This is a genomic window from Actinomycetaceae bacterium MB13-C1-2 (assembly GCA_035621235.1).
Taxonomy (GTDB): domain Bacteria; phylum Actinomycetota; class Actinomycetes; order Actinomycetales; family Actinomycetaceae; genus Scrofimicrobium.
The window spans coordinates 765,905-787,971 of the sequence record CP141731.1 but is presented as its reverse complement, the minus strand read 5'-3'; the positions used below and the strand labels follow the sequence as shown (position 1 = coordinate 787,971).

The 22,067-nt window shown below is 57.4% G+C and carries 22 protein-coding genes; 11 read left to right on the top strand and 11 right to left on the bottom strand.

Annotation, left to right across the window (positions count from 1 at the left end; all coding sequences use genetic code 11):
- Nucleotides 1–50: 50 nt before the first annotated feature.
- Nucleotides 51–1,592: a glycoside hydrolase family 32 protein gene (locus U6G28_03505; protein ID WRS30766.1), complete on the bottom strand. Its 1,542-nt coding sequence runs from the start codon at nucleotides 1,590–1,592 to the stop codon at nucleotides 51–53.
- Nucleotides 1,593–1,816: 224 nt separating this feature from the next.
- Between U6G28_03505 and U6G28_03500 the strand changes: the two genes are divergently transcribed.
- The 9 genes from U6G28_03500 to U6G28_03460 all read left to right on the top strand — a co-directional run bounded on the left by U6G28_03500 (nucleotide 1,817) and on the right by U6G28_03460 (nucleotide 9,050).
- Nucleotides 1,817–2,866, top strand: a complete 1,050-nt coding sequence (locus tag U6G28_03500) for a LacI family DNA-binding transcriptional regulator (GenBank protein WRS30765.1) — start codon at nucleotides 1,817–1,819, stop codon at nucleotides 2,864–2,866.
- 203 nt (nucleotides 2,867–3,069) lie between these two features.
- Nucleotides 3,070–3,963, top strand: coding sequence for a PrsW family glutamic-type intramembrane protease (locus U6G28_03495; GenBank protein ID WRS30764.1), 894 nt, complete (start codon nucleotides 3,070–3,072; stop codon nucleotides 3,961–3,963).
- Between the two features lie 185 nt (nucleotides 3,964–4,148).
- Complete coding sequence (locus U6G28_03490; GenBank protein WRS30763.1) at nucleotides 4,149–4,652, top strand: macro domain-containing protein; 504 nt, start codon at nucleotides 4,149–4,151, stop codon at nucleotides 4,650–4,652.
- Nucleotides 4,653–4,668: 16 nt separating this feature from the next.
- Nucleotides 4,669–5,475, top strand: a complete 807-nt coding sequence (locus tag U6G28_03485) for an NAD(P)H-hydrate epimerase (protein ID WRS30762.1) — start codon at nucleotides 4,669–4,671, stop codon at nucleotides 5,473–5,475.
- Nucleotides 5,476–5,651: 176 nt separating this feature from the next.
- The gene (locus U6G28_03480; GenBank protein ID WRS30761.1) at nucleotides 5,652–6,176 is read left to right on the top strand and encodes a YbhB/YbcL family Raf kinase inhibitor-like protein; all 525 of its coding nucleotides are present in this window, start codon (nucleotides 5,652–5,654) and stop codon (nucleotides 6,174–6,176) included.
- A 219-nt stretch (nucleotides 6,177–6,395) separates the two neighbouring features.
- The gene (locus U6G28_03475) at nucleotides 6,396–6,788 is read left to right on the top strand and encodes a hypothetical protein (protein WRS30760.1); all 393 of its coding nucleotides are present in this window, start codon (nucleotides 6,396–6,398) and stop codon (nucleotides 6,786–6,788) included.
- Entirely contained in the window at nucleotides 6,785–7,243 is a 459-nt protein-coding gene (locus U6G28_03470) for a twin-arginine translocase TatA/TatE family subunit (protein ID WRS30759.1), read from the top strand. Before U6G28_03475 ends, U6G28_03470 begins: the two co-directional genes overlap by 4 nt.
- The gene (gene tatC, locus U6G28_03465) at nucleotides 7,240–8,010 is read left to right on the top strand and encodes a twin-arginine translocase subunit TatC (GenBank protein WRS30758.1); all 771 of its coding nucleotides are present in this window, start codon (nucleotides 7,240–7,242) and stop codon (nucleotides 8,008–8,010) included. Before U6G28_03470 ends, tatC begins: the two co-directional genes overlap by 4 nt.
- The gene (locus U6G28_03460) at nucleotides 8,007–9,050 is read left to right on the top strand and encodes a DUF1648 domain-containing protein (protein ID WRS30757.1); all 1,044 of its coding nucleotides are present in this window, start codon (nucleotides 8,007–8,009) and stop codon (nucleotides 9,048–9,050) included. Before tatC ends, U6G28_03460 begins: the two co-directional genes overlap by 4 nt.
- Nucleotides 9,051–9,069: 19 nt before the next feature.
- Here the strand turns inward: U6G28_03460 and U6G28_03455 are convergent, their stop codons facing one another.
- The 9 genes from U6G28_03455 to U6G28_03415 all read right to left on the bottom strand — a co-directional run bounded on the left by U6G28_03455 (nucleotide 9,070) and on the right by U6G28_03415 (nucleotide 19,016).
- Nucleotides 9,070–10,098: an FAD:protein FMN transferase gene (locus U6G28_03455; protein WRS30756.1), complete on the bottom strand. Its 1,029-nt coding sequence runs from the start codon at nucleotides 10,096–10,098 to the stop codon at nucleotides 9,070–9,072.
- 267 nt (nucleotides 10,099–10,365) lie between these two features.
- On the bottom strand, nucleotides 10,366–10,857 hold the full coding sequence (locus U6G28_03450) for an FMN-binding protein (GenBank protein WRS30755.1): 492 nt from the start codon (nucleotides 10,855–10,857) through the stop codon (nucleotides 10,366–10,368).
- Entirely contained in the window at nucleotides 10,850–11,635 is a 786-nt protein-coding gene (locus U6G28_03445; protein ID WRS30754.1) for an ABC transporter ATP-binding protein, read from the bottom strand. The genes U6G28_03450 and U6G28_03445 overlap by 8 nt, the downstream gene beginning before the upstream one ends.
- A gap of 96 nt (nucleotides 11,636–11,731) precedes the next feature.
- Nucleotides 11,732–12,856: an FtsX-like permease family protein gene (locus U6G28_03440; protein ID WRS30753.1), complete on the bottom strand. Its 1,125-nt coding sequence runs from the start codon at nucleotides 12,854–12,856 to the stop codon at nucleotides 11,732–11,734.
- Nucleotides 12,857–12,860: 4 nt separating this feature from the next.
- Nucleotides 12,861–14,114 (bottom strand): ABC transporter permease, encoded by a 1,254-nt coding sequence (locus U6G28_03435; GenBank protein ID WRS30752.1) that lies wholly within the window; start codon nucleotides 14,112–14,114, stop codon nucleotides 12,861–12,863.
- 18 nt (nucleotides 14,115–14,132) lie between these two features.
- Nucleotides 14,133–15,350 (bottom strand): DUF2318 domain-containing protein, encoded by a 1,218-nt coding sequence (locus tag U6G28_03430; protein WRS30751.1) that lies wholly within the window; start codon nucleotides 15,348–15,350, stop codon nucleotides 14,133–14,135.
- Nucleotides 15,351–15,524: 174 nt separating this feature from the next.
- Nucleotides 15,525–16,187 carry an iron transporter gene (locus U6G28_03425; protein ID WRS30750.1) on the bottom strand — a complete coding sequence of 221 codons (663 nt, stop codon included), beginning with the start codon at nucleotides 16,185–16,187 and terminating at the stop codon, nucleotides 15,525–15,527.
- Nucleotides 16,188–16,226: 39 nt separating this feature from the next.
- Entirely contained in the window at nucleotides 16,227–17,888 is a 1,662-nt protein-coding gene (locus U6G28_03420; GenBank protein WRS30749.1) for an FTR1 family protein, read from the bottom strand.
- A gap of 381 nt (nucleotides 17,889–18,269) precedes the next feature.
- Entirely contained in the window at nucleotides 18,270–19,016 is a 747-nt protein-coding gene (locus U6G28_03415) for a VIT1/CCC1 transporter family protein (protein WRS30748.1), read from the bottom strand.
- 76 nt (nucleotides 19,017–19,092) lie between these two features.
- Here U6G28_03415 and U6G28_03410 point away from each other — a divergent pair, with 76 nt between their 5' ends.
- On the top strand, nucleotides 19,093–20,010 hold the full coding sequence (locus U6G28_03410) for an SDR family NAD(P)-dependent oxidoreductase (GenBank protein ID WRS30747.1): 918 nt from the start codon (nucleotides 19,093–19,095) through the stop codon (nucleotides 20,008–20,010).
- Here U6G28_03410 and U6G28_03405 read toward each other — a convergent pair.
- Entirely contained in the window at nucleotides 19,937–21,430 is a 1,494-nt protein-coding gene (locus U6G28_03405; GenBank protein ID WRS30746.1) for a M81 family metallopeptidase, read from the bottom strand. The genes U6G28_03410 and U6G28_03405 overlap by 74 nt on opposite strands.
- Nucleotides 21,431–21,697: 267 nt before the next feature.
- On the opposite strand from U6G28_03405, the gene U6G28_03400 reads away from it, so the two are divergent.
- Nucleotides 21,698–22,051: a hypothetical protein gene (locus U6G28_03400; GenBank protein ID WRS30745.1), complete on the top strand. Its 354-nt coding sequence runs from the start codon at nucleotides 21,698–21,700 to the stop codon at nucleotides 22,049–22,051.
- Nucleotides 22,052–22,067: the final 16 nt, after the last annotated feature.

Genomic DNA, 22,067 nt, shown 5'->3' with positions numbered 1-22,067 from the left:
CGGGGCTTGTGGATGTGGAGTTACGCATCCACAAGCCCCTTCGTTTGCAGTTAATTCGTAGGCTCCCAGATAGTGCCAACCCGATGGATCTTCAAGGAGTCGATCGCTATCTCACCCGATTCGCTCGAAATCTCGATTGACCGAGGGCCGGAGGTTGGGAAGCTCATTGATGAGAGGACGCTCTGACCGCCGTTCGCGTAAACCTCAACGGACCCGTTATCCACGAAGATCCTGAGTTCTAGTTGTTCTCCTCGACTGCAGGGCGCTGAGCGGCATCCGCGGTCTCCGTTGCCCGTGAGTCGCCTATCGAGGAAGACGCGGCCGGAGAGGTCGTCGTACCCGACGAAGACGTGGGATCCGTCGGGAGTCTTGTGAACGAGCAACCCAATTCTTTCCGATGTTGAACGCGTCGAGTCTATGACTACTTCGATCTCCACCGGCCCTGCATCCTCAACAAGAACAATCGAGGTGTTTTCGGGAACAATTAACGCGCCGAAGTCGTGGGTTGCCACACGAAGTTGATTGACTTCGCCAATCGGTGATGAAGTCAGAGTCATATCTTCATTCAGTCGAAGCTCTCGAGGAAGAGTTAGCTGTCCGTTCCATCCATCTTCGCTGGGGTATGGCGCGACGTATGTGAACGAACCCATCCAGCCAAACATGATGCGGCGACCGTCTGGAGACTCAAAGGTCTGAGGTGCGTAAAAATTATGACCCCAGTCGACAGGGTGATAGGGCGTGAGAGGAGAGAACGTCTTTCCCGGAGCCCAGTTCCCTACCACGTAACCAGCATTGTGGCCATTCCGGGACTGGTAACCAGTGGGAGTTTTGCCCATGGGGCCGTACACCAGAACCCATTTGTCGCCCAACGGGAAAAGATCAGGGCATTCGAGCATGAACACGTTCGGGTCTGGGTCTCGAAATAGTACCGAATGGAATTCCCAGTCGGTCATGTTTGTTGAAGTGTAGAGCCAGACTTCACCACGGTTCTTGTCAGAGGAAGCTCCTAGGATCATGTACCAGATATCACCCATTTTCCAGACCTTAGGGTCGCGAAAGTGGGGCATGTCAGTCGGGGGAGAGATGATGACCTGCTTGTCCTCGAACCTCACGCCGTCATGAGAGGTGGCCATCATCTGTACTTCCAGGCTGTCATCTTTTCCGTCGATGCCGTTTCGCCACCTGTGTCCCGTGTAGTAGGCGTGGAGCACGTTATTGGCATCGACAACGGCGGACCCAGAGAAGACTCCGTCTCTGTCCTCTTCCATTGACGGGGCGAGGGCAATGGGCTCGTGGAACCAGGTGATCAGGTCGGGTGAAGAAACGTGTCCCCAATACATAAGTCCGGGCGTGCCGCTTAGAGGATGGTGTTGGAAGTAGACCTGGTAGCGACCGTTGAAGAAGGATAGGCCATTTGGATCGTTCATCCAGCCAGCAACAGGTGCGATATGGAAGGTTGGATGCCAGCGATCGTCTCGCCGCTTCGACAGCTCTGCGACACCGGATTCGGCCTCGGCGATTAGGTTTTCCAAATCAGACTCCATCTTTCTTATGAGGCCGTCAGCGTCAAGTGCTGACTGCAACGCGCGCACTAGATAAATTGATTTAGCACTAGCTATTCTAGCAAGTAGAGTGGACTTGTTAGAGGTTGAAACAGCGTCTTGTTTGAGTGGTTTTGCTGCGCTTGATCAAGTTATCGCTCAGCGAGGACAGTTGCGCCCTGGTAGGTGTGGATATCGTCTCTGATGTGGGCGTACTCAGACGGCGGGAACCCGTCAATGCCTATGATTACGAGGTGTAACAAGGAGGTTCGCCAATGGGCGCACGGGTCACGTTGGCTCAGGTCGCGGAACGATCAGGATACTCACCGACGGCCGTGTCGTTTGTCCTGTCGGGCCGAGAGGGTACCCGAATCTCGGAGAAGGCCGCGAAGAAGATTCGCGAGACGGCTGACGAGATGGGGTATTCGCCTGATCCGCGGGCGCGAGCGCTACGGACGGGCAAGAGTGAAGCTATCGGGTTCATATCTAACGACGTGATTGTCACGCGCTATGCCTCCGCAATGGTGGTTGGGGCAGTGGACAGGGCTGAACAGGCTGATCGAGTGATGCTGATCAGCGAGTCTGGAGGCTCGCGCAATCAGAGTCAGGCTATCGAGGCACTTTTGGAGCGCCGAGTTGATGGGCTTCTTGTCGGACTGATGGGAACCCGGCTGGTCGAGGTGCCAGACGCCGCGCTCTCGGTTCCGACCATTGTTGTGAATGGCATTGCGAAGGGATTTCCAGGCATCGTGCCGGACGAGCGTGCCGCGGGATACGAAGCTGCCAGGTACCTAATCGATGCCGGCCATACGCGAATTGGTCTTATCGGCAGACCTGATCTGGACGGTGACGATGCTGGTTTGGAGATTCTTCGTCGCCGATTCGAAGGGATCGATCGCGCCATGAATGATGCCGGCCTGAGTTTTGTCGCCGAGTATGGCACGCGTGAATGGGAACCGGCAGCCGGTCTGATGGGTGCCAAGCAAGTGATCGAGAACCATGATGTCTCGGCGCTGTTGTGCGCTAACGACAGGCTTTCCTTTGGCGCTTACCAGGCTGCTGCTCAGTTGGGCCTCAGTATTCCAACGGATCTGTCGGTTATGTCTTTCGACGACGAGCAACTCGCTGGTTATCTGACGCCAGGCTTGACCACGATGCGACTGCCATATGAAGAAATGGGCAGGTTTGGCACTGACTGGGTTTTGAGACAGGCCGATGCGGGTGTGCCCCACGGGAAGCGAAATGGGGAAGAGTTTCTCGTTCCGATGCCCTTGGTTGAACGCGGATCAGTTGCCCGACCAGGTGATCGATCCTCCAGTTTCTAGTGGCCTACGTCCCGCCGAAATAGTGAAGAGAACGCGAACACGTTCTCGGCCAACTGTAATGAACACAGGAGTTGTGGACTCACACCGGTTTCGTGTGACTCGGCCTGATAGCCCCGAGGTTCGGTGACTTGAATGTGCGTGCGACGGGTGCAGCCGAGCATCAAATCGACGGCCTGCGACTCTTGACGTGTAACATACAGCGCATGAATAAGCACTCTAAGCCACCTCAAGGACGCGCAGGTGGACCACTGCTTCTCGCCGCCGGGTCCATTGCAATTGCGATGATCCTCGCCTACATTGTCGGGGCGTTCCTCCCCGTTACTTCGGCGAAGGAGTCTCCCCAGGTGACATGGTGGATGACGGTACTAACGGTAGTCGCGTTCTTCGTTGCCTACCCAGGGTGCGTGGCGGCGCTCGCGTGGTGGACGAGGCGAGTCCAGGTCGACGGGCCACCCAACCTTAAGAAGGCGATCTGGGTCGGCATCGGCTCCGGCCTTTTTGCTCTGGTAATCAGCTATGTTCTTGAGGAGCAAACCCACTTCCTGCCAGGCTGGCTTGGTGGAGTTCAGGGCGGCAACGTAGTAACCGGGTTTATCGAAGAAGGAACGAAACTTCTGATACCTGTTCTGCTCATGGGTACTGTCGTTTTCCGCAACGTGCTCACCGGTTTCTGGACCGTGTTTACCTCCGCTGCGACTTTTGGCTTGGTCGAGGGTGCGCTGTCTTTTATCGGTGGTATCTACGACCCCAATCCCCCAACTCCCGGGTACTCGGGTGGTTGGGTAGAGGCGGTTAATGCCCTCAACATAACGGGCGAGGCCCATCACATCCTCTACACTGCTCCCGCCGCGGCATTGATTTGGTATGCAGCAGCTCGGCTTTCTCGCGGGAGGGCTTGGGCTGTCGGCATCGGGGCCTTTTTGGTTGCTGGCGTTCTTCATGCGGTCAATGACGGAGTCCTTGCTCAGTACCTATCTGGCGCAAATGCCATCTATGTTGTGTTTGGGTACGGCGTTCTTATGCTCCTAACCTGGTACTGCTTGTCGGTGCGAAAGCTGACACCGCCGGAGATAACTGCGCAATCCGAGGCCCGCTAAGTCGTTCGTTCCACACGAATAGGGGCTCATTGACCGGACTCGTGCATCGTGCATAGCCGCGGCTTTACGGGGCTGGTTTTTACGCAACGCACGCAGGGAGCCGAATGGGTATCGTCTGACACGGATTGCCGGATGTTGTAGAACGGCTCTGTCCAGACGAACTATTCGAGTGGCAAGGTAGAGGCATGCCTACTGTCGCTGCGGTTCTTGGGGACCTGACCAAGCAGAATGTTGACGCAATCGTGAATGCTGCCAGCACCGCGATGCGTGGAGGTGGCGGGGTTGACGGCGCGATTCACCGTGCCGCGGGACCCGGGTTGTTGGAGGAGTGCATTGAGCGATTTCCGAACGGGCTTGCCACAGGTGATGCAGGCTGGACGACTGGGCATGATCTTCCTGCCAGGTACGTTATCCACACACCAGGGCCGAATCACCGGGCAGGGCAGAGGAATCCGGAACTACTGAAGTCCTCATACAAACGCTGTTTGGAAGTGGCGGACGATCTCGGTGTCCAAACTATTGCGTTTCCGTTGATCAGTGCTGGCGTATTCGGATGGCCGCTGGATGACGCGATCAAGATCGCGGTCGAAACCCTCAGTGTCACACCAACCAAGGTGGAGCAGATCAACCTGGTGGCACTGAACGAGGACAATTACAGCCGAATCCAAGACCACCTCGCGGGCTTCTAAAGTTGCATACTGAGCTATGAGTCCTTCGAGTTGTCAACCTGTTGTCGTTCCTGCCTACACTGCCGCGCAGATTCGGACGGCTGAGGGCCCCTATCTTGAAGCCGGCGTCCCCCTAATGTTGCGGGCCGCGACGGCTCTAGCAAAGGTAATCTCCGAAACAGTGAAGTCGCCGGAAGTCCCAGATGATCTGCGGATACTGTTCCTAGTCGGCTCCGGCAACAACGGCGGCGACGCCCTGTTCGCAGCGTCTCAGTTGGCACAAGGAGGCGCGCACGTGCTCGCGATGCCGGTTGGCGCCAAGTTGCACAAACATGGTTTGTTAGAGGCCCAGGCCTCCGGCGTTCGATTCGTTCACCCTGAGGAACTTGCCGAACTTGCCCTTGACGAGTTTCCCATGGACGTGATCGTGGACGGGATACTCGGGACGGGAACCTCTTCCAACTCGGCGTTGCGCGGAACGGGGCGTGAGGTAATTCAGAGCATTCTTGAGCATCTTGATTCGACCGTGACGACGGTGATCGCGGTGGACATCCCGAGTGGCCTTCATCCGGTGACGGGGAATTCGGACGAGGTAGTCCTCCCGGCGGACGTGACCGTCACCTTCGGATGCCTAAAGCAGGGAGTGGCGACGGAGGAGGCGAAGCCCTTCGTCGGCGAGATCATCCTGGTCGACATCGACATCGGTGCCGAACTGGAGAAACTGGAGCCGGTGGGTAAGGGCGAGATTGCCCGAATCCTCGACGCCACGGCCACCAACTTCCCGAAGCCTCTGCTCACGTTCCTGGAATCAGGAACCGTCCCGGTCACGTTCACAGAGAACTAACGCGCGCCTACTGTCATAGTTGCAGAACTCATCGCTTCCAGGCGCTGATTCTCGGCCGCGGACGAGCTTCGTCCCGGTGAGGTTCACGATTTCATTCTCGATGCTGCTGGAACTGGTGGAATCGCGGCGATAGATTAGAAGTGCAAGCGCGATCTCATAAGTCGAAGGAGACCACGATGAATCTTGATCGTCCGATTGCCCCGGATCCATACGAGATGCTGCCCCAGGTGCCAGGATTCGAGCTGTGCTCTACAGCGTTCGAGGATGGCGAATCTGTGCCCGACCTCTACGCCGGGTGTGGAGGAGACGTCTCGCCAGCACTTGAATGGAGCGGATTTCCCGCGGCAACCAAGAGCTTCATGATCAACTGTTTCGATCCTGATGCCCCGACACCCGCAGGTTTTTGGCACTGGACGGCAGTTGATGTGCCGGTGGGGATCACCAGGTTTGCGGAGGGCGCGGGAGAGTCTGACGCGACGCTACCGGGTGGATTTCATGTGGCCGGGGATGGAGGAGACTACTCGTATTACGGACCATACCCTCCGGAGGGCGACCGTCCGCACAGGTATTATTTCGCGGTGCACGCGTTGGATGTGGAGTCCTTGGGACTCAACGCCGAGGCGACACCGACGACAGTCGCTTTCAACGCGTTGTTTCATACGCTGGCCCGGGCGGTAGTTCACGGAACATATCGGCGCTAAGTTCTGCATTGGGCGTGTAGCTACGGGAACCTTAGGCCACTTTGCACCATCGGCAACTCTGTGCCGGGCACCCACGGCAGTTCTGTGACCATAGTGGCGAAATGTCTATGACCTTGCCCTGGGGTCAGTCAGCTCGGGCGTGTAGAGTCTCAAGTGAGGGTACCCTTACCTTTCAAATCGTTGACACTTCGATTATTTGAGACTGCTGAGGAGCGCAGCGTGTTCGGAATTTCCGGTGGCGAGTTAGTCGTTATCCTGCTCGTTGCTGCCCTGGTTTTGGGACCCCGAAGTGTTGCTCATGCCCTGGTCGGATTACAGAGCGGCGTCGAGAGGCTGCGGCAGTGGAGTTCCAAGATGCGCACACAGCACACAGTGGATATCGCTGCCCTCGGCATAACGCAGGAAGACCTCGACACGCTCCATAAACTCAACGGCGGCGAGCTTGATCCTCGACGTATCGTCCAACAGGCAGTGCGCGAGGAGATGCACGCCTGGATTGATGCCTCGTCCCCATCGGTCATGCCGCTAGCAGAGTCCGGCGTGCCTTTAGGGGATAGTTCCGAGTTGGAAGTCGCGGGCGAAGAGTCGCCAAGTAAAGGAGAGCCCAAATGAAGCCCTCGCACATCCTCGTATTCGTCCTGGTCCTGGTGATTATTTTCGGTGCCTCCAAGTTGCCCGACGTTGCGAAGTACTTGGGCCAGTCCGCCAAGGTTCTTAAGAAGGAAATTCGCGAGCTTCAGGACGAGGACGAATCTAAGTCGAGCGGAACCTCCGACCGGTCAGATGGATCGAGTACGCTACCCGGCACCACGGGTCCCAGTGCCACCCCGGATCCAGTGCCACGGCAAGCGCCGGCAGTTCGGCATTCGTCAGAACAGCCGACGCCTTCCGTGACACCCGCGGAGGGAAGACCAGGAGCAAACGAGGAGGGTTCTTCGCCAGCCCCTGCTCCTGATGCCGTATCTGAGTCCGCTACCGGATTGTCCAGATCTGATTCATTAGAGTCGCACAGCAGAAATGATGACGCGGAGACCGACGCCTCCGATGGGGAACTCACCGCGTCGTGAACAAGCGACGGGAAGATAACCCCGAGGCCGTCATGACACTTTCGGGGCACTTGTCAGAGCTGCGACGAAGACTGGTTTATGCGCTCGTCGGGATTGGGATCGGCGCAGTCGGTGGTTGGTTCTTGTATGAACCGATCATGGCGTTCATCCAGGAACCCCTAAGGAACTTTGATGCGGCGGAACTGCAACTCAACTTTCAGACAATCGGCGCCGCGTTTGATCTTAAGCTTCGCATCGCGCTGTGGGCGGGAGTCATAATTGCTAGCCCCTGGTGGATTTACCAGTTGGGAGCGTTCATTGCTCCGGGCCTAAAGAAGCGGGAGCGGATCTACGTTCTGGCATTTGGGCTGGTCGGGGTTCTACTATTTGCCGCTGGCGCCAGTTCGGGGGTGTGGATGGCACCGCGGGCAGTGGAAATCCTTCAGTCATTCTCACCGGAGGGGTCTCTTAACCTTCTCCAGGCCAGTGACTACGTGAGCTTCTATCTGCATCTTGTCATGTGGTTCGGAGTTTCGTTTCTGTTGCCAGAGATCCTGGTCGCTTTGAACTTCGCTGGGGTACTGAGCTCGAAGAAAATGCTAAACGGCTGGCGTTGGGCCGTGGTCATAGCCTTTGGCTTCGCGGCAATTGCCAACCCTCTGCCGAGTCCCTGGCCAATGATTGTGCAGGCATTCGTTTTGATTGGCCTGTATCTGATAGCAGTCCTTGTCTCATGGTTGCGTGAACGAAACATCCATAAGAGAGATGAGGGCAGAGTTAAGGGATGACTGACAGTAAAGAGTCTTCGTCATCGCTTGACAGGTCGCAGTGGTGGATACTCGGTTTCTCCGGGATTTCGCTTTTGATCCTAATTACTGCTGCGCTTATATCGCTCACCTGGATTCCGTCGCTACCAGACCCGGTTGCTATTCATTGGGGCGGCGACATGTTGCCAAATGGATTTCAGTCTCCCGGGTCTTTCATAGCCCTAATAACCGGATTGATGGCAGTTCTTATCTTTTTCTTTGCCGCTATCGGTTTCGCCGCGAAGTCTGCAGATGCAATGGTGCGCCTGGTCGTGGGAACCCAGTTGTTCCTCGCCCTAATGTGTGCAACTCTTTTGTTGACAACCCTCGGGATCCAACGGGGATCTACCGGTGCGGATGAGGTATTACTCCCTGGCTGGGTGCTACCGGTATCTATCCTCGTTCCCGCTGGCGTAGCAATGGCTGGAGCGCTGCTGGTTCCAAAAACCCGGGTTCCGGATGCTCCGACCGGTCCAGGCCCGAACATACCTCGCGCCGCACTGCAGGACGGTGGTGTCCCGACTTGGAGCGGCAAGACAACCATGTCAGAGCCCTTGGTCTGGGGAATGGGGGCCCTGATTATTGGGCTGTTTATCTGGATTGGTGCTGAGGCAAACGCCTGGTACTGGATGCTAGTCGGCCTGCCGTTGGTGGCCGTGATTCTACTGATGAGTGCCTTCACTATCCGTATTGACGCGGCAGGTTTGCATGCTAGGGCGCTACTGGGGTGGCCGAAGGTCTTCGTAACGGCTGCGCAGGTACGAACAGCGGCGGCGGTCGAAGTGAGGCCGTTGCCAGAGTTCGGAGGTTGGGGCTACCGGATATCGGTTGACGGGGCAACCGGCATTGTCTTGCGGAAAGGCCCGGGAATCCGCGTTGAATATGGGAAATCGCAAACCCTGGTGCTTACCGTCAACGGCGGCATGCAGGAAGCTGAGGAGGCAGCGGCAACACTCAACACGGCTGCGGCTGTACATCACGACGTGGGCGATGTAGACGAACAACCAAACGGTACTGCGTAACGCGGGGTTGGTCGGAGGGTTAATACTGGGTCTTCAACCAATCTGCCAAGCCCGGGACAGTAGTGATCTTAAGGCGGGGGTCTGCCAACATCCGACCATCCACGGTGAAGAACATCGTAGCGATCTCCGGATGCTCGACATCCAGAATCATCGCCTGGTCCAATCCCATGGCCAAATATGCGGTCGAAAAAGCTTCGCACGCCATCCCATTTTCGCCGCAGACGATTACCTCGCAAAGGTCGGTCATAGCAGGCTCGCGGGTATGAGGATTGAGCACGTGACTTCGCTGTCTCGCTGGCCGGGAGTATTCGTCTAGTCGGACGCCGTCGATGTCTGGTGTTGCGGATGATGGTTGTTGGTTCGGCGCGCGCGATAGGGCCCGTGCTTGGGACTGAATCTTTGTGTCTGGGTCCGCTGATATCGACATGGAACCGGAATCCAGAGTCAGGCTCCCGATTCGCTCCCATCCGTGCCACGGACTCGTTATCCCAACTTTCGTCGACGCACCAGCTATTGCGATAGAGGATCCGCCCAGCGACACCAGTACGTCCGTGAATCCCATTTGGACGAGGAGGCTCCGCAACTCGTCCGTCGCATACCCCTTTGCGATTGCTCCGAGGTCGATCGAACCGGGGTCCGCATCACGCAGTCGAAACAGAGGACCGTCTTGCTCGATTGAGGCTCCAGCGGTGGGTGCAAAGGGACTAGAACTCCCAGTGCCCGGCTCGTGGACAACAGCTTCCCAATGGCGCATTTGGTGCGCAAGCAAAGGGTTGAAGTAACCGCGCGTAATCTGGGTATAGTCGGCGGCGGCTCTTAGGACCGTTGCAGTATCGACTGAAACCTCCGTCCACCTCGGGCCGAGCAGGGACACCTCGGAGTCAGGAATGAACCGTGACATCAGGGACTCGAGCTCACCGGCTCGGGTTTGAAGTTCCACAGATAGATCATCAGCACTAAAGGTAGAAGCGTCCGATCCCGACCACGACACGGTTGCTACTGTCCCCATCGTTGGGAAAGCAATAGAGTGCGAACGAGGGGAACTCATGCCAAGCCGTCTCCTTTCCGATTGCCATGTCTGCGGAAGACTGCGCCACTACGAACACTCCGTACGCCCGGATCCGTTTCACGCTGCGATGGGATGCTACGCGTTTCGCCACCCGTCGTGAACCTGTGGCTGTACTCTTTCACCGCAAGGTTACTGAAAGCAGCGTCGATGCAGCATCGCCAGCTCGTAGCGGGAGCGTTAGGGAGTGTCCCCTAAATCTGTGCTCAGGCGCGGATTTCCCGGTCACTACAGCGTAGGAGACAAACCCTAGGCGCCAGCATTCATGACTGCATCCGAGACCGCGCTTCGGAAGGCTCGATACGACAGTGAAGCTCCGGCAATGGTTTCCACCTGTTCCTGATCCCCGGCCTCAACGAATTGGCTGACGTATCCTTGCTCAGCGAGAATGGCGTTTTGGGCTCGTTGATAGAACGCCTCATCTGCAGGCACTCCACCGGATCCTAAGCCGTAGTTATCATCATGCGGCGTGCCATCTTCGTCAAACATCAGGAAGTCAGCCGCGGTGACCTGACCACCTTCGACGGTAAAGTTCACAACCCCATAGGAGCCGTCGGCTTCGGGGACCGACTGTCCTGTGTAATCCCCGTCAGGAAGTGTGTTGGCAGGATCTCCGGGGTAGTTGCCTGTAGCGCAACCGCCGAGAGCAAGAGCCGAGGCGGCGAGCACCAATCCCGCCCCACCTCGAAGGACTCGGTTCTGTTGTAGAGCACCGCGACGACGCGCGCGTGAATCACTCACTATGGTCTCCTCTGATACTTTCCGGACGCTTCTTGGTGGTGTGGCTATCCTCTAATCCGCCGATCTCTCGGGCGATTCTGCCGTGTTCCAGAATGATCTGCCGATCGCCCTGAGCTGCAACCTCTGCGTCGTGGGTAACCACGATCAGTGTGGTTCCGGCATCGTTTAGCGTGTGGAAGAAGTCGATGACTATTTTCTCATTTGCCTCGTCCAAGTTACCCGTCGGCTCATCCGCCAGGATGATGTCGGGGTGGTTGATCAGCGCCCGCGCCACGCAGACGCGTTGCTGCTCACCACCGGATAGTTCGCGCGGCAGGTGAGTGGCGCGCTCGGCCATACCGACGCGGGCGAGGGCTTCAAGCGCCTCGTTCTCATCGGGTAGCGAGTGGTAATACTGCGCTAATTCGACGTTTTCGACGGCGTTCAGATGTTGCACTAGGTGAAACTGCTGAAAGACTAGGCCAATCTTGTTGCGCCGCACCGCTGCCAGTTCAGGTTCGCCCATCTTGTCGAGGCGGTCACCTTCAAGCAGAACTATCCCCTCGGTTGGGCTGTCCATGCAACCGATGATGTTCATCAGTGTCGACTTCCCAGATCCGGAGGGGCCTACGATGGAGACCCACTCGCCCCTCCTAATCGACAGGCTCACGTCGTCGAGTGCTGCTAGGTCACCGTACCGACGCGAAACGTTTTGGATCGAGATGATGATGTCATCTGAGTCGAAGGCGGAGTCGCCCGTAGCATCGGGGGCCGTCGTTGCTGTTCCTTCAGCAGTCATGTCTGCTCCTACCTAGTACGTCACAACGGGTTTGATTCGAGGGGTGGGGCTTTGCGGGTCGCAGGGACCCGATCACTGCGATTGCGTGAGTCATTCCTATTCCCCACCTAGTACGTCAACGGGTTTGATTCGGGAGATGCGCCTTGCCGGTCCCAGAGACCCGATCACTGCGATAGCGATTGAGAAAGCCAGTGTCACCGGGATGATCCACCACGGGACCTGGACGCGCATCGCGAATGCCTGCATCGAAAGATAGTCGGCAATCCAAATACCAATTCCAGAGCCAATCAGACCGCCGAAGGTTCCAAGGACGACGGCCTCGCCCAAGAACTCCCGCATGATATCGCCCGATAATGCACCCAGAGCTTTCTTTAGGCCGATTTCCTTCGCCCGCTCTGACACCACCGCGTTCAGAGTCGCGGAGATCGAAATTATGGTCAACAGCGAAATGATCGCGGTGACGATAATGATCAGCGTCGATAGAGTGTTAGCGATCCCGGTTTCCGACTCACTAATGCGCCGCACCACTTCGGCGTCCATGTTGGGGTTCGCTTCGTTGAACTCCTCCGCAGCCGTGGTCAGAGTGTCCTGGTCCGCATTCAGCGAGAACTCGACGAGGGAGTACGAGGGCGTTCCAGTGAACTCCCTCAACACGTCCGGGCTCATAATGACCAGTTCGTCTTCGGCGCCTCCGGTATGCAGTATTCCCGAAATCTTGAGATTTTTCGCGGTCCCGTCGACAACTGTTGGTTCTGTTAGCCCGACGGTGTCTCCGATCCGGAATCGGTACTGTTCAGCGACCTTGTCGCCGACGAGCACCTGGTTATCCTTTGTCGGAATCTCCCCGCTGATCTCCCAGTAGGGCCGTACCCGCTGGGCGTCATCGAAGTCGACGCCCATCACTGACAGGGCCTGCTGGCTATAGAGCAGGTTGGTGTACTGGTAGGCGGCGTGACCCAGAGCGTCAGGGAGTGCCTCGCTCGCAGTCTCTACTTCAGCCTGACTCATGCCTTCCGGACCACCCGGCAGAACGATCATGTTCGCGCCGTAAGAGCGTAGTTCCATCTGCATCTGTTTCGGCACCGTGTAAGCAACGATACCCAGCCCGGAGAGCGTTGCTGCGCCGACCGCTATCGCTAGGGAGGCAATCATTACTCGAGAGAATCGGCGCAAGAACGACCGGCCGATCATCTTGGCGTACATCTTCTGATGAGTGTCCATCGGTCTACCTCCCGTGAAGCACTGCGGCGGGGCGCAGTTTCAGTAGGTACCGCATGGAAGGAAGTGAACCCAGCGCAACAGCGACCAGCGTAATGACGATCATCAGTGGGATGAGGATGGGTCTTATTGCGATTGACGATCCAAATACCAGGTGTCCGACTACCTGAGCCAGTCCGACCCCCGCAGCGAAACCGAGGATCGCTCCAACGCCAGCGACGATGAATGTTTCGGACATCAGTGAAGCAACTATCGATTTGTTCCGGGCGCCGAGGGCCTTCATCAGACCAATTTCTTTCGAACGTTCCATGACCGAGGCGGTTACTAGGTTGGCGATACCCAGGGCCGCCGCAACCATCGCGAAGATTGCCACAAACGTCATGATCATCTGGGTCTTTTCTAGGATTGAACCCTCGTTGTCTGCCACTGCGCGAACCGCGCTGGCGTCTACGTTCGTCATCGTTTCCTCAATTTGATAGGCGATGGAGGAAACATATGCGGTGCAGTACCAGGTCTCCCACTCGGACAGGGAGAGAGTTGATGGGTCCGCAGCTGCCCGGCGAGCCAGATCGTTGTCCGGGGTGGTGATGGCACGAACTTCGAGGCGATCAACCTCGCCCGCCCGATCTGCCAGCGACTGCGCAACTGGTAGTTCAACGAACAACTGGGAATCCTCGTCCGAACCGGAACTGAAGGTGCCGGAAACTGTGACGGTTTGAGTGTGGTTCTCCTCGGTCAAAACGATGGTGTCTCCGGGGGACCAGCCCCGGTTCTTCGCCAGACGGGAGCCGACCATGGCTTCGCCTTCACTCGCGGGCCACTGCCCGCTTACCTCCCACCACTCGCGCATGTCGCGAACGCCGGTGGTTAGTTCCTCACCCGTCTTGACCTTCATTTCGTGGTCGAACCAGGTACCGACAACCTGAACGTCTTCGCCGTCGGCAATGGCGGTTGTGGCAAGAAACGGAGTGAAGTACTCGATGTTGTAGCCCCAGAAGATCGTCTTGAGGTTAGGAATTTCGGATTCGTCAATGTAGCCAGCAACGGCGCCGCCGTCGACGTCGTACATGTCGGTCACTACTGCGGCGCCCTTCGGGACGACGCGGATGTTCGCGCCGAAGGAGGAGAGTTCGGCCTGCATCTTGTCGCCGATGTCCAGCATGACGGCGAACATTGAGGTGGTGAGGCCAACCCCCAAGAAGACGGTAGCTGCGATCATCAGGCGCTTGCCGACCTGACGACTGAGCGAGCGAAATGTCATTTTCCAAAAGAACACGGGTCAGCTCCGGAAGACTTGGGCGTGGCTCTCAAGTTCTGCGGCAGAGAACTTGAGCTTGTCATCGGTCAGTTCGTAGGCGATGGGAATCGGGTTGCACCCGCCGGGGAAGCCGATGGTTTGGATGTTCATCATGACATCGCACTCGCGGCAGATAACCTTGCCGTTCTTCTCGTAGTATCCGGAGTCCCCGCAAATCTCGCAGGCATCAAGTCCCGTGCCGTAGGCGATCTCATTTTTCTTGATGGCGAGGAAACGGACTGCTGTGCCGTCCTCTGCCTCGTATGCGAATCGGTGAAGATGACCGTCACTGACCAGTTCGCGGGAGACGGTGACCCATTCACCCTCGACCGAGGAAGCCTCGATGGGTGAGAGTTCAGGAACGTGGTCGGCAATCTTCTTGCCGACCGTGAGTGCTCCGAGGAAGATTGCTGAGCCAGCGATGGAAAGGCCGAAGAACTCGCGGCGGGAAACGTGGTCTGCCTTCTGGATTCGAACCTGCGCGGAGTTGGCGGGTTTTGTGCGAGGGTAGGTCCACAGCGCGACGATTCCCGGCAGCGCGATTAGCGCGGCTAGCGCCAACTGGGTGGCGGCTTCGTTGTGTTGGATCCAGAGAACCAGCCTGAAGACGAAATTGCTACGGGGTACCAGGCCGTGCGCGGCGAACTGTTGGTAGAGCAAAAGTGATCGGGGAACGATCATCGCGGCGAAGACGATAGTGGTGATCGAAGTGCGGACGTACCAGGGGACGCGGCGGGCGGAGACAACGTAGCCCCAGGCGGCGACGATCACCAGGATGGTGCCGAGGGCGTATCCGGACAGGCGCAGCAACGACTGGGTGTCGAATAGATTGGCGCCCATCGGAACGATGCCGTCCATCATGAAGAAGTATGTAAACCCATAGAAGATCGAGGACAGGGCCAGAGCAATGCTGCTAGTGACCGTCAGTAGGCGATGTCGGGGGGTCTGCTCAGGTGAGTGCAGGTTGCGGGATCCGAAAGCCCAGACAGCAATTAGGAATCCGACCACTGCAACGATGGTTGCCGAGCCAACATATGTGTTGAAGGTTGGGATATTGATCAGAGCGGTGTTGAGTCGGAGCCAGGCGATTACGGCCGCGACAACTAAGCCGGAGATCAGGACAGCGGAAGTAACACGGTCGGTGGTACGGCGCTCCCGAGGAGCGTAGGCACGGCTGGCAAGCAAGATGGCAACTGCCAAGCACAGAGGCAGCGAGCTCAGGATGGCCTGAACAAATTCCTCTAGCATCTATTCCCTGCTGTCTTTGGTCGGATCGTTTACGTGGAAGATGGGTGGCGCCCGCAATTTTGGCTACGAGCGCCACCCAACCTTAAGCGGTTGTGAACCTAGAAAAGGACCGCTTAAGTCTTATGGTCAGATGAGCTGACCGTCCCATTGCCAGTTCTTGAACTCGAACTTCAGGGGCTCATCCCAGAAGCGGCCCTTGACGGCAGAAGTGTCGTTTCCGGTGTGCAGCATAAATGAGTCAGCTGGGGAAGCGACGGTAACTTCGACGTCGTAGCTACCAGCCGGCAACTTGATGTTGTTTCCATAGTGAGGGCCATCAGCCGCAATCATCGGCATCATGGTGCCAAGATCAATTTCTTCGCCGGTGTCCTGGTTAGTGGCGACCGCAGTAACGGTCAGATACGGGAGGAACTGGTCGGCTTCGTATCCCCACTCATTTGCTTCCTCGGTGGTGACCAGGTCGACCTCAAAGTGCATATCGGATTCGGATGCGGGAGGCATGGCCATCGAACCGTGCTCCATGTCAACAGCCTGGAAGTAGACCAGATCGACGGTTAGGGGACCGTTAGTCTGCGGGCCGGAGTCGCCAACAGGGAGTTCGTTGATACCAGCGGTGTCTTTGTCGGCGCCGATGACCGCATCATCGCCTTCCTCCACTGTCTCGGTGGCCTCCTCTGAGACAGTCTTTTCGGCCTCCTTGCTTTCAGCCGAGTTATCGCTTGAGCAGGCGCCCAGAGCCATGATCAGGGTGAGTCCTGATAGTGCGGCAAACACCTTGCGTGTATTCAATGCCGTTTCCTTTCGTTTGGTGCTGCGATGGGTAGGGTTTTAGTGGGCGACAGGGTTGGGATCGTGCTCAGAGTGAGTGGTACTCATATCTGTGGTCTCGGTGGGAGTTTCCTCGTGCGTAGGTTCGTCATCGCCAGGTTCGAGTTCTGCCTTGCGGGATGCTCTGAACTGCACGATTGCTAACGCCACTAAGACCCCGATGACGATGAGCTGGGCGACAAGAGTCTCGACTGTTGGGTAGAGGCCGAGGAAGCTGATGGTAGGTGCACCCTCGACCACCGTCACGGGAATCAGGGTGGCGTCTTGGAACTCCTTGATTGCACCACCGGCGATGGTGATAGCCAGAACACCGAGCAGCACCGAGGTCCACTTAAAGAAGGCCTGCATGGGAAGCCTGACACCGAACGCCCAGACCAGAAGGAAGATTACGGCGAGTATCAGGACGGCGGCACCCACGCCCAGCCAGATCTTGGCGTTGTCGGTACTGGTTTTGCTTGCGGCGAGGATTGGTGAGAAGAAGAGGATGGTCTCGGCGCCTTCACGTAGAACCGCGAGGAAAGCCACGGAGGCGAGAGCGAAGGTTCCGCCCTTAACCTGCTCCCCAGCCTGCTTCTTGATGTATGCGTCCCAGCGTTTGCCGCTTGCCTTGGAAAGAATCCAGTTTGATGCCCAGATCAGCATGATCACGGCGAGTATGCCAGTGATGCCTTCGATTAGTTCCTGACCGAAACCCGAGGCGACCGAGGCTGTGAGTCTTGAGAAGGCAAACGCGATCCCTATTGCCAGGAGGATTGCCGCGCCAACCCCGATCAGGATTCCGGCCAACTGGTCTTTGCGTCCGGCCTTCTTTGCGTAGGTGACAAGGGCGGCGACGACCAACATGGCTTCGGCACCCTCACGAAGGAGGATAAGGAACGAGGCCCAGAATCCGGCCCAACCCAGTTCGGAGCTAGAGGTTAGCTGGTCGAGTTCTGCTGCGTCATCCTGTAGGGCTTGGATGAGGGTGTTGGCGATGGTGTTGTATTCGTCGACCGAGACATCACCGTCGCGACCCAGCTGGCGGAGTTGGGTAAACATGGACTCAAGCTCACTAACACGGGCCTGCCCCAGGTATGAGATGGAGGCCTTCTCAAGGCCGTCTGCTTCGTAGTGGGCCAGGTAGGCGTCACGGGCACCGTTAGCGGCACCTTGAAAATCGCCTTCGGCGTAAGCGGATTTCGCGGTTTCCAACGACTCGATCGCACGATCGGCAACGCGGGTCCACTTGTCGGTGACCTCGGGAGCATCCGCGAGTTCTGCCACGTCGCCCTGAAGCTGGAACATGACATCGTCAACCGCGTTTGTGACCTCCTCCTGAGAGGCTCCTCCTCGCGCTAAATCGCGAAGGGCCAGCAGTTGCGCGTAGAAATCCTCTGCCTGTTCCGAACCGAGTCGGTGATCGATCTCGGATTCGAGGCCAGAGACCTGGTAGACCTCGTAGTATGCCTGTCGGATTGATGTCTCGATAGCGGTGACATCATCGGCAGCGTACTGGTCGGGGATCCCACTGAGGATCTCCTCCATCTGTTCTGCTACCGGAGCCCAGTCTTTCTCGTCCGCGTTTGCCGACGGTGCGGAAATTGCCCCAACTAGGCAGAGTGCTAGGAATAGTGCGGCAATGGCAGGAAGGCGTCTAACGCGCTCGCGGGCTACCGCCTGCATAAGTGAACCCCTGTGGGTAGAACAATGGTCGTGCCAGACCTATTTATGTTAGGTTAGGCTTTCCTAACTCTAGACCTGTGGTGAAGTTCTGCCTAGTAGTTAAGTCCTACCGGAGGCGGAATGTCATCCCTCAGGCGGTAGCGGCCAGGTTCTTTATGTTGCCGAATGCCCGAAATAATGCGGATTACTGAAAGTGTTTTGCCGGGGTAACCATGAATTTCCGGTCAGCCGTATGATCGGCTTCACGATCATCACTAGATGTTGGTTCGCCAATACCACGAGACTGGGCTCTCGTTAACCCCCAACTAGGATTGCCGGTCTCTGGGTAACTTTTTCGTGACCAACGCTGTCCCTGAGCGCATGAGTGTTTTGGGCGGAAACTTAGAACGTCACCAACGAACCGGCGAGTGTGGAGATGCCCAAGATGACCGCGCCCACCAGTATGGTCCGAAACATCGATCGCCACGGTGAGGAGTGGTCTACCAGGTGTCCGATCCATCCGGACACGGCAAGCGCAATTAGCACCGACACGACAGTTACCTCTCCACGAATATCCCAGGGCAGGATCAGGAGGAAAAGCAACGGTAATGCCGAACCGACAAAGAACGCTCCGGCTGACCGCAAAGCGGCCGTCCATGGAGTCCACGGACCCGCTATCTCGACAAGGCCATACTCGTCGGTGAGCTGCGCCTGTAGCGGGTCGTTTGCCATCAGTTCGGTCGCGACAGCGTGGGCGAGTCCGGCTGACAGTCCCTTGCTTTGATAGATCTCGACGAGTTCTTGGTGCTCTGTCTCGGGTGATGTTGCGAGGGCTGCCTGCTCCTCCTCAACAATGCGGATCTGGGCGTTCCGTTCGGACTGCACTTCGGAGTACTGTGCCGCCGCAGTGGCGACTATTCCTATGACGATCAGCGCCGCGACCCCGATGACCGCTTCTTGGCCGGTGGCACCCCCGCTCAGCAGGCCTTGGATGATCGCGGCAGAGGAGATAATCCCATCGTTGGCCGCCGACATCATCTCCCGAAACATGGCGTCCCGCTCAATGTTCCAAGAGGAGGCGTCGCGGCGGCGACGGTGGAGGTATCCAGATAGACCTTGGCTATCCCGGGTTGGCGGGTCAACGCTCACGAAAGAACTCTACCGTCATGACCTTCCATGACGGCCGAACGCAACTGAGTTTCCAAGAGTCCTTTACGATCTTTATATGACAGGCGCAGCTAAGCGGTTTCGACGTGCGATGATAACCGGCGTAACCGGAGGTATTGGATTTGAGATCGCTCGAGGACTGTCCCCGTACGTCGATGAGTGGATTCTTCCGGCGCGAAATCAGAAGAAGGTTGAGCGGGTTATCTTCGACCTGAAGGAGGAGTTCCCGGAACTCTCGTTTCGTGCGCTTCACATGGATCTTTCGGATCTAGAGTCGATTCGGGAGATGTGCGACCGACTGGTAGACGAGGGCAACCAAATTGATCTGCTGGTGCTGAATGCTGGGATTATTCCTCTGGGCGAGGGAGAACCCCAGGTTTCAGCTGATGGCTTGGACCTGGTGTTCGAAACGAACTACCTCGCGAACTTCGCACTAGTTGAGGGGTTGTTGCCCCTCCTAAAAGCAGGGCACGCGCGAGTGGTGTTCCAGGGCAGTCTCGGCGGTTCGTTTGGGAAGTTAGGGGCATCGCCAGGGAAGCCTGGCGTGGGCGCGGCGCGGGCCTATCAGCAGTCAAAGATCGCTTTGGGATTGTTCGGGATGGAGTTAGAGCGGCGCTCACTTGCAAGTCATTGGGGAATAAGCGTCCAGTTAGCTCATCCAGGGGTCACTCCCGGATCCGAAATTGCGCCTACGTTGCGACACATGATCCCCTCGAACGTCGTGAATTGGGCGGTCCGGCACGTCGGAAACAGCACAGCAGATGGGGCAGCCCCGGCGGTCGAGGCGGCGTTGACCGATTCTAGTGAACTCACCATGTTCGCACCGGCAAAGTGGTTCGGCACCTTCGGTCCGGTTACTACGCGGAGGCCATTTGAGCCCTACTTGGACCGAGCTGCAGCGGTCAGGCTCTGGGCGTGGAGCGAGCGGTTGCTTGCGGCTCTACCACCTCAACGCGGATCTCAGGGTCACAACTGAACCTGTCAAACGGGAACATTGGTCGGTCGATGTGTCGGTGGCCGAGCCGAACCAGGTCTTGATCGACCCCGCCCGGCGTCAACGCCATCTTCCAGTCTGCCTTGATCTCGTATAGATCAGGCTCCAGGTATCCAATTTTCACCACGACAACGTCAGCCGTACGAGGATCAACTCCAACAGCAAGGTACTGCTCAAGACTCGCGTACTGATTTCGATTCTCCGTGACAAGCAGGGTGAGTCCGCCGCTCTTGAGTGCCGCCGTCTTGCCGCCGCGCGGATCCTCGGTCACAGAGAGAACCTCCGCTATCAGCGGTACCGGTCCGGGAGCACGAGAGTCGACCTTACCTCCGACTGATAGCTCCACTGTTGCACCGACCCCCGCTGTTGCCGCCGAGATCGCGGACTCGGGGTCGAGGATCGAGGCATAGAGGACGTCTAGTGTCGAGTCCCTCACCGGTGCCCAGTCGAGGAGTGCCGCGAGCACCACAGTCACATCGTCTGCTCCGCCCGCTCCGGGGTTGTCCCCGGTATCGGAGATAAAGAACGGCTTGGGTGCATCAATCGCATACTCCAGGCAACCCTCGATAGAATCCACGGGTGCCACGAACTCGAATTTCTCGTGCGCGTCCCAGAACGCTTTAGCTAGCCGGGCCGTTTGCGTGGCCACGTCCCCAGTGTCGTCACCAAAGACAGCTACTGCTCCCTTGCATCGCGGTTGGTCAGCCCAAGCGAAACCGACCCAAATGGACGCGTCGATGATACCGGGGCGAGCCTCGACCTCAGGGATCATCCCGTAGAGGCCTTTCGCGGGTTCGATTCGAGTGGATGTCTTCTCTCCTGGCAGCAAAATGGGAACGTGTGCCAGAGCCTTAACGGGTTTCCCCAATCCCGCAATGAGTCGATCAACGAGGTTGCGTGCGCCGCGTTCGCGGGTTTCCCACACGTCCTCATGAGGTGCTAGTCGATAGCAGGTCATCATGTCGCAGCTATCGAAGAGGGTCTGCGATATGTTTCCATGCAGGTCCATCGAGGCAGAGACCAGGGGCTCGTTTCCGATTACATTTCGAATCGCAGCTATTAGGTCACCTTCTGCATCATTGATTCCTTGCACGCTCATAGCTCCATGGATGTCAAAGTAGAGTCCATCAAGGGGGACCTGGTTCGTGAGAGTATGGAGACCTTCGACAATTTCTTGCTTCCAACCGTCATAGGCTGAGCGTTCTACCACTCCTCCCGGAAGTGCTCCTGCCCGCAGAATTGGGAGCCACTCAACCTGCTGCGACCAGTCATCATTTATCCAGTCGTATCGGTCCAGTAGCTCCGCGCCGCGCAACACATCAAAATCTGATTCCACCGAGACGTATGGGGTAAAGGTGGAACTCTCGATGTGGATACCGCAGATTGCGATGCGTGGTCTCATTACGGGTTTTCCTTCCGGACACCTAGCTGGAACACCTGCGTCTGAACAGTGAGGATACCGTGATGTCGGCGGTGGGTGTTACCTTGGGGCATAACGAAGATTCAGGCCACAGATACCAAGCGCGGGCGGAGCTTTTGCCGGGCTTACGGCCATCACCGGAACACGGGGCGCTATCGAGTAATCGATCGACAGGTGTTGTGGGGGTTGTTGGCTAGAATTGGTGTGTAAAACGGGGACATTCCTCGGCAACGGATACGGGAGGGCAACATGAGCATTGAAGTAAACCAGGAGGCAGTCGAGTTCGCCAAGAAGCTGATTGCTGAGGGTAAGTACTCGACGGAAGAGGACGATTGGGGAGAGGTCAATCCCGACACCGAGCAGCAGAACGAACTCATCCACAAGGAAGGAATGGGTCAGTTTGCAAAGTGGCATCTTGGGGTTAAGTCTGGGGGTAGCCGCGGCGAGAAGACCGACTATTCATTCCCATACGGAGACTACAAGGTGGTGTGCCGCTCAGGTCTTATCGCGGCCGAAGAACGCGCTGCGCAGTATGATCATTTCTCGATTCGCGATGCGGCAAAAGAACTGCTTGATCTGCTAAATGCGGCGGCTGGCGAGTAAACAGCAGCCACATGCG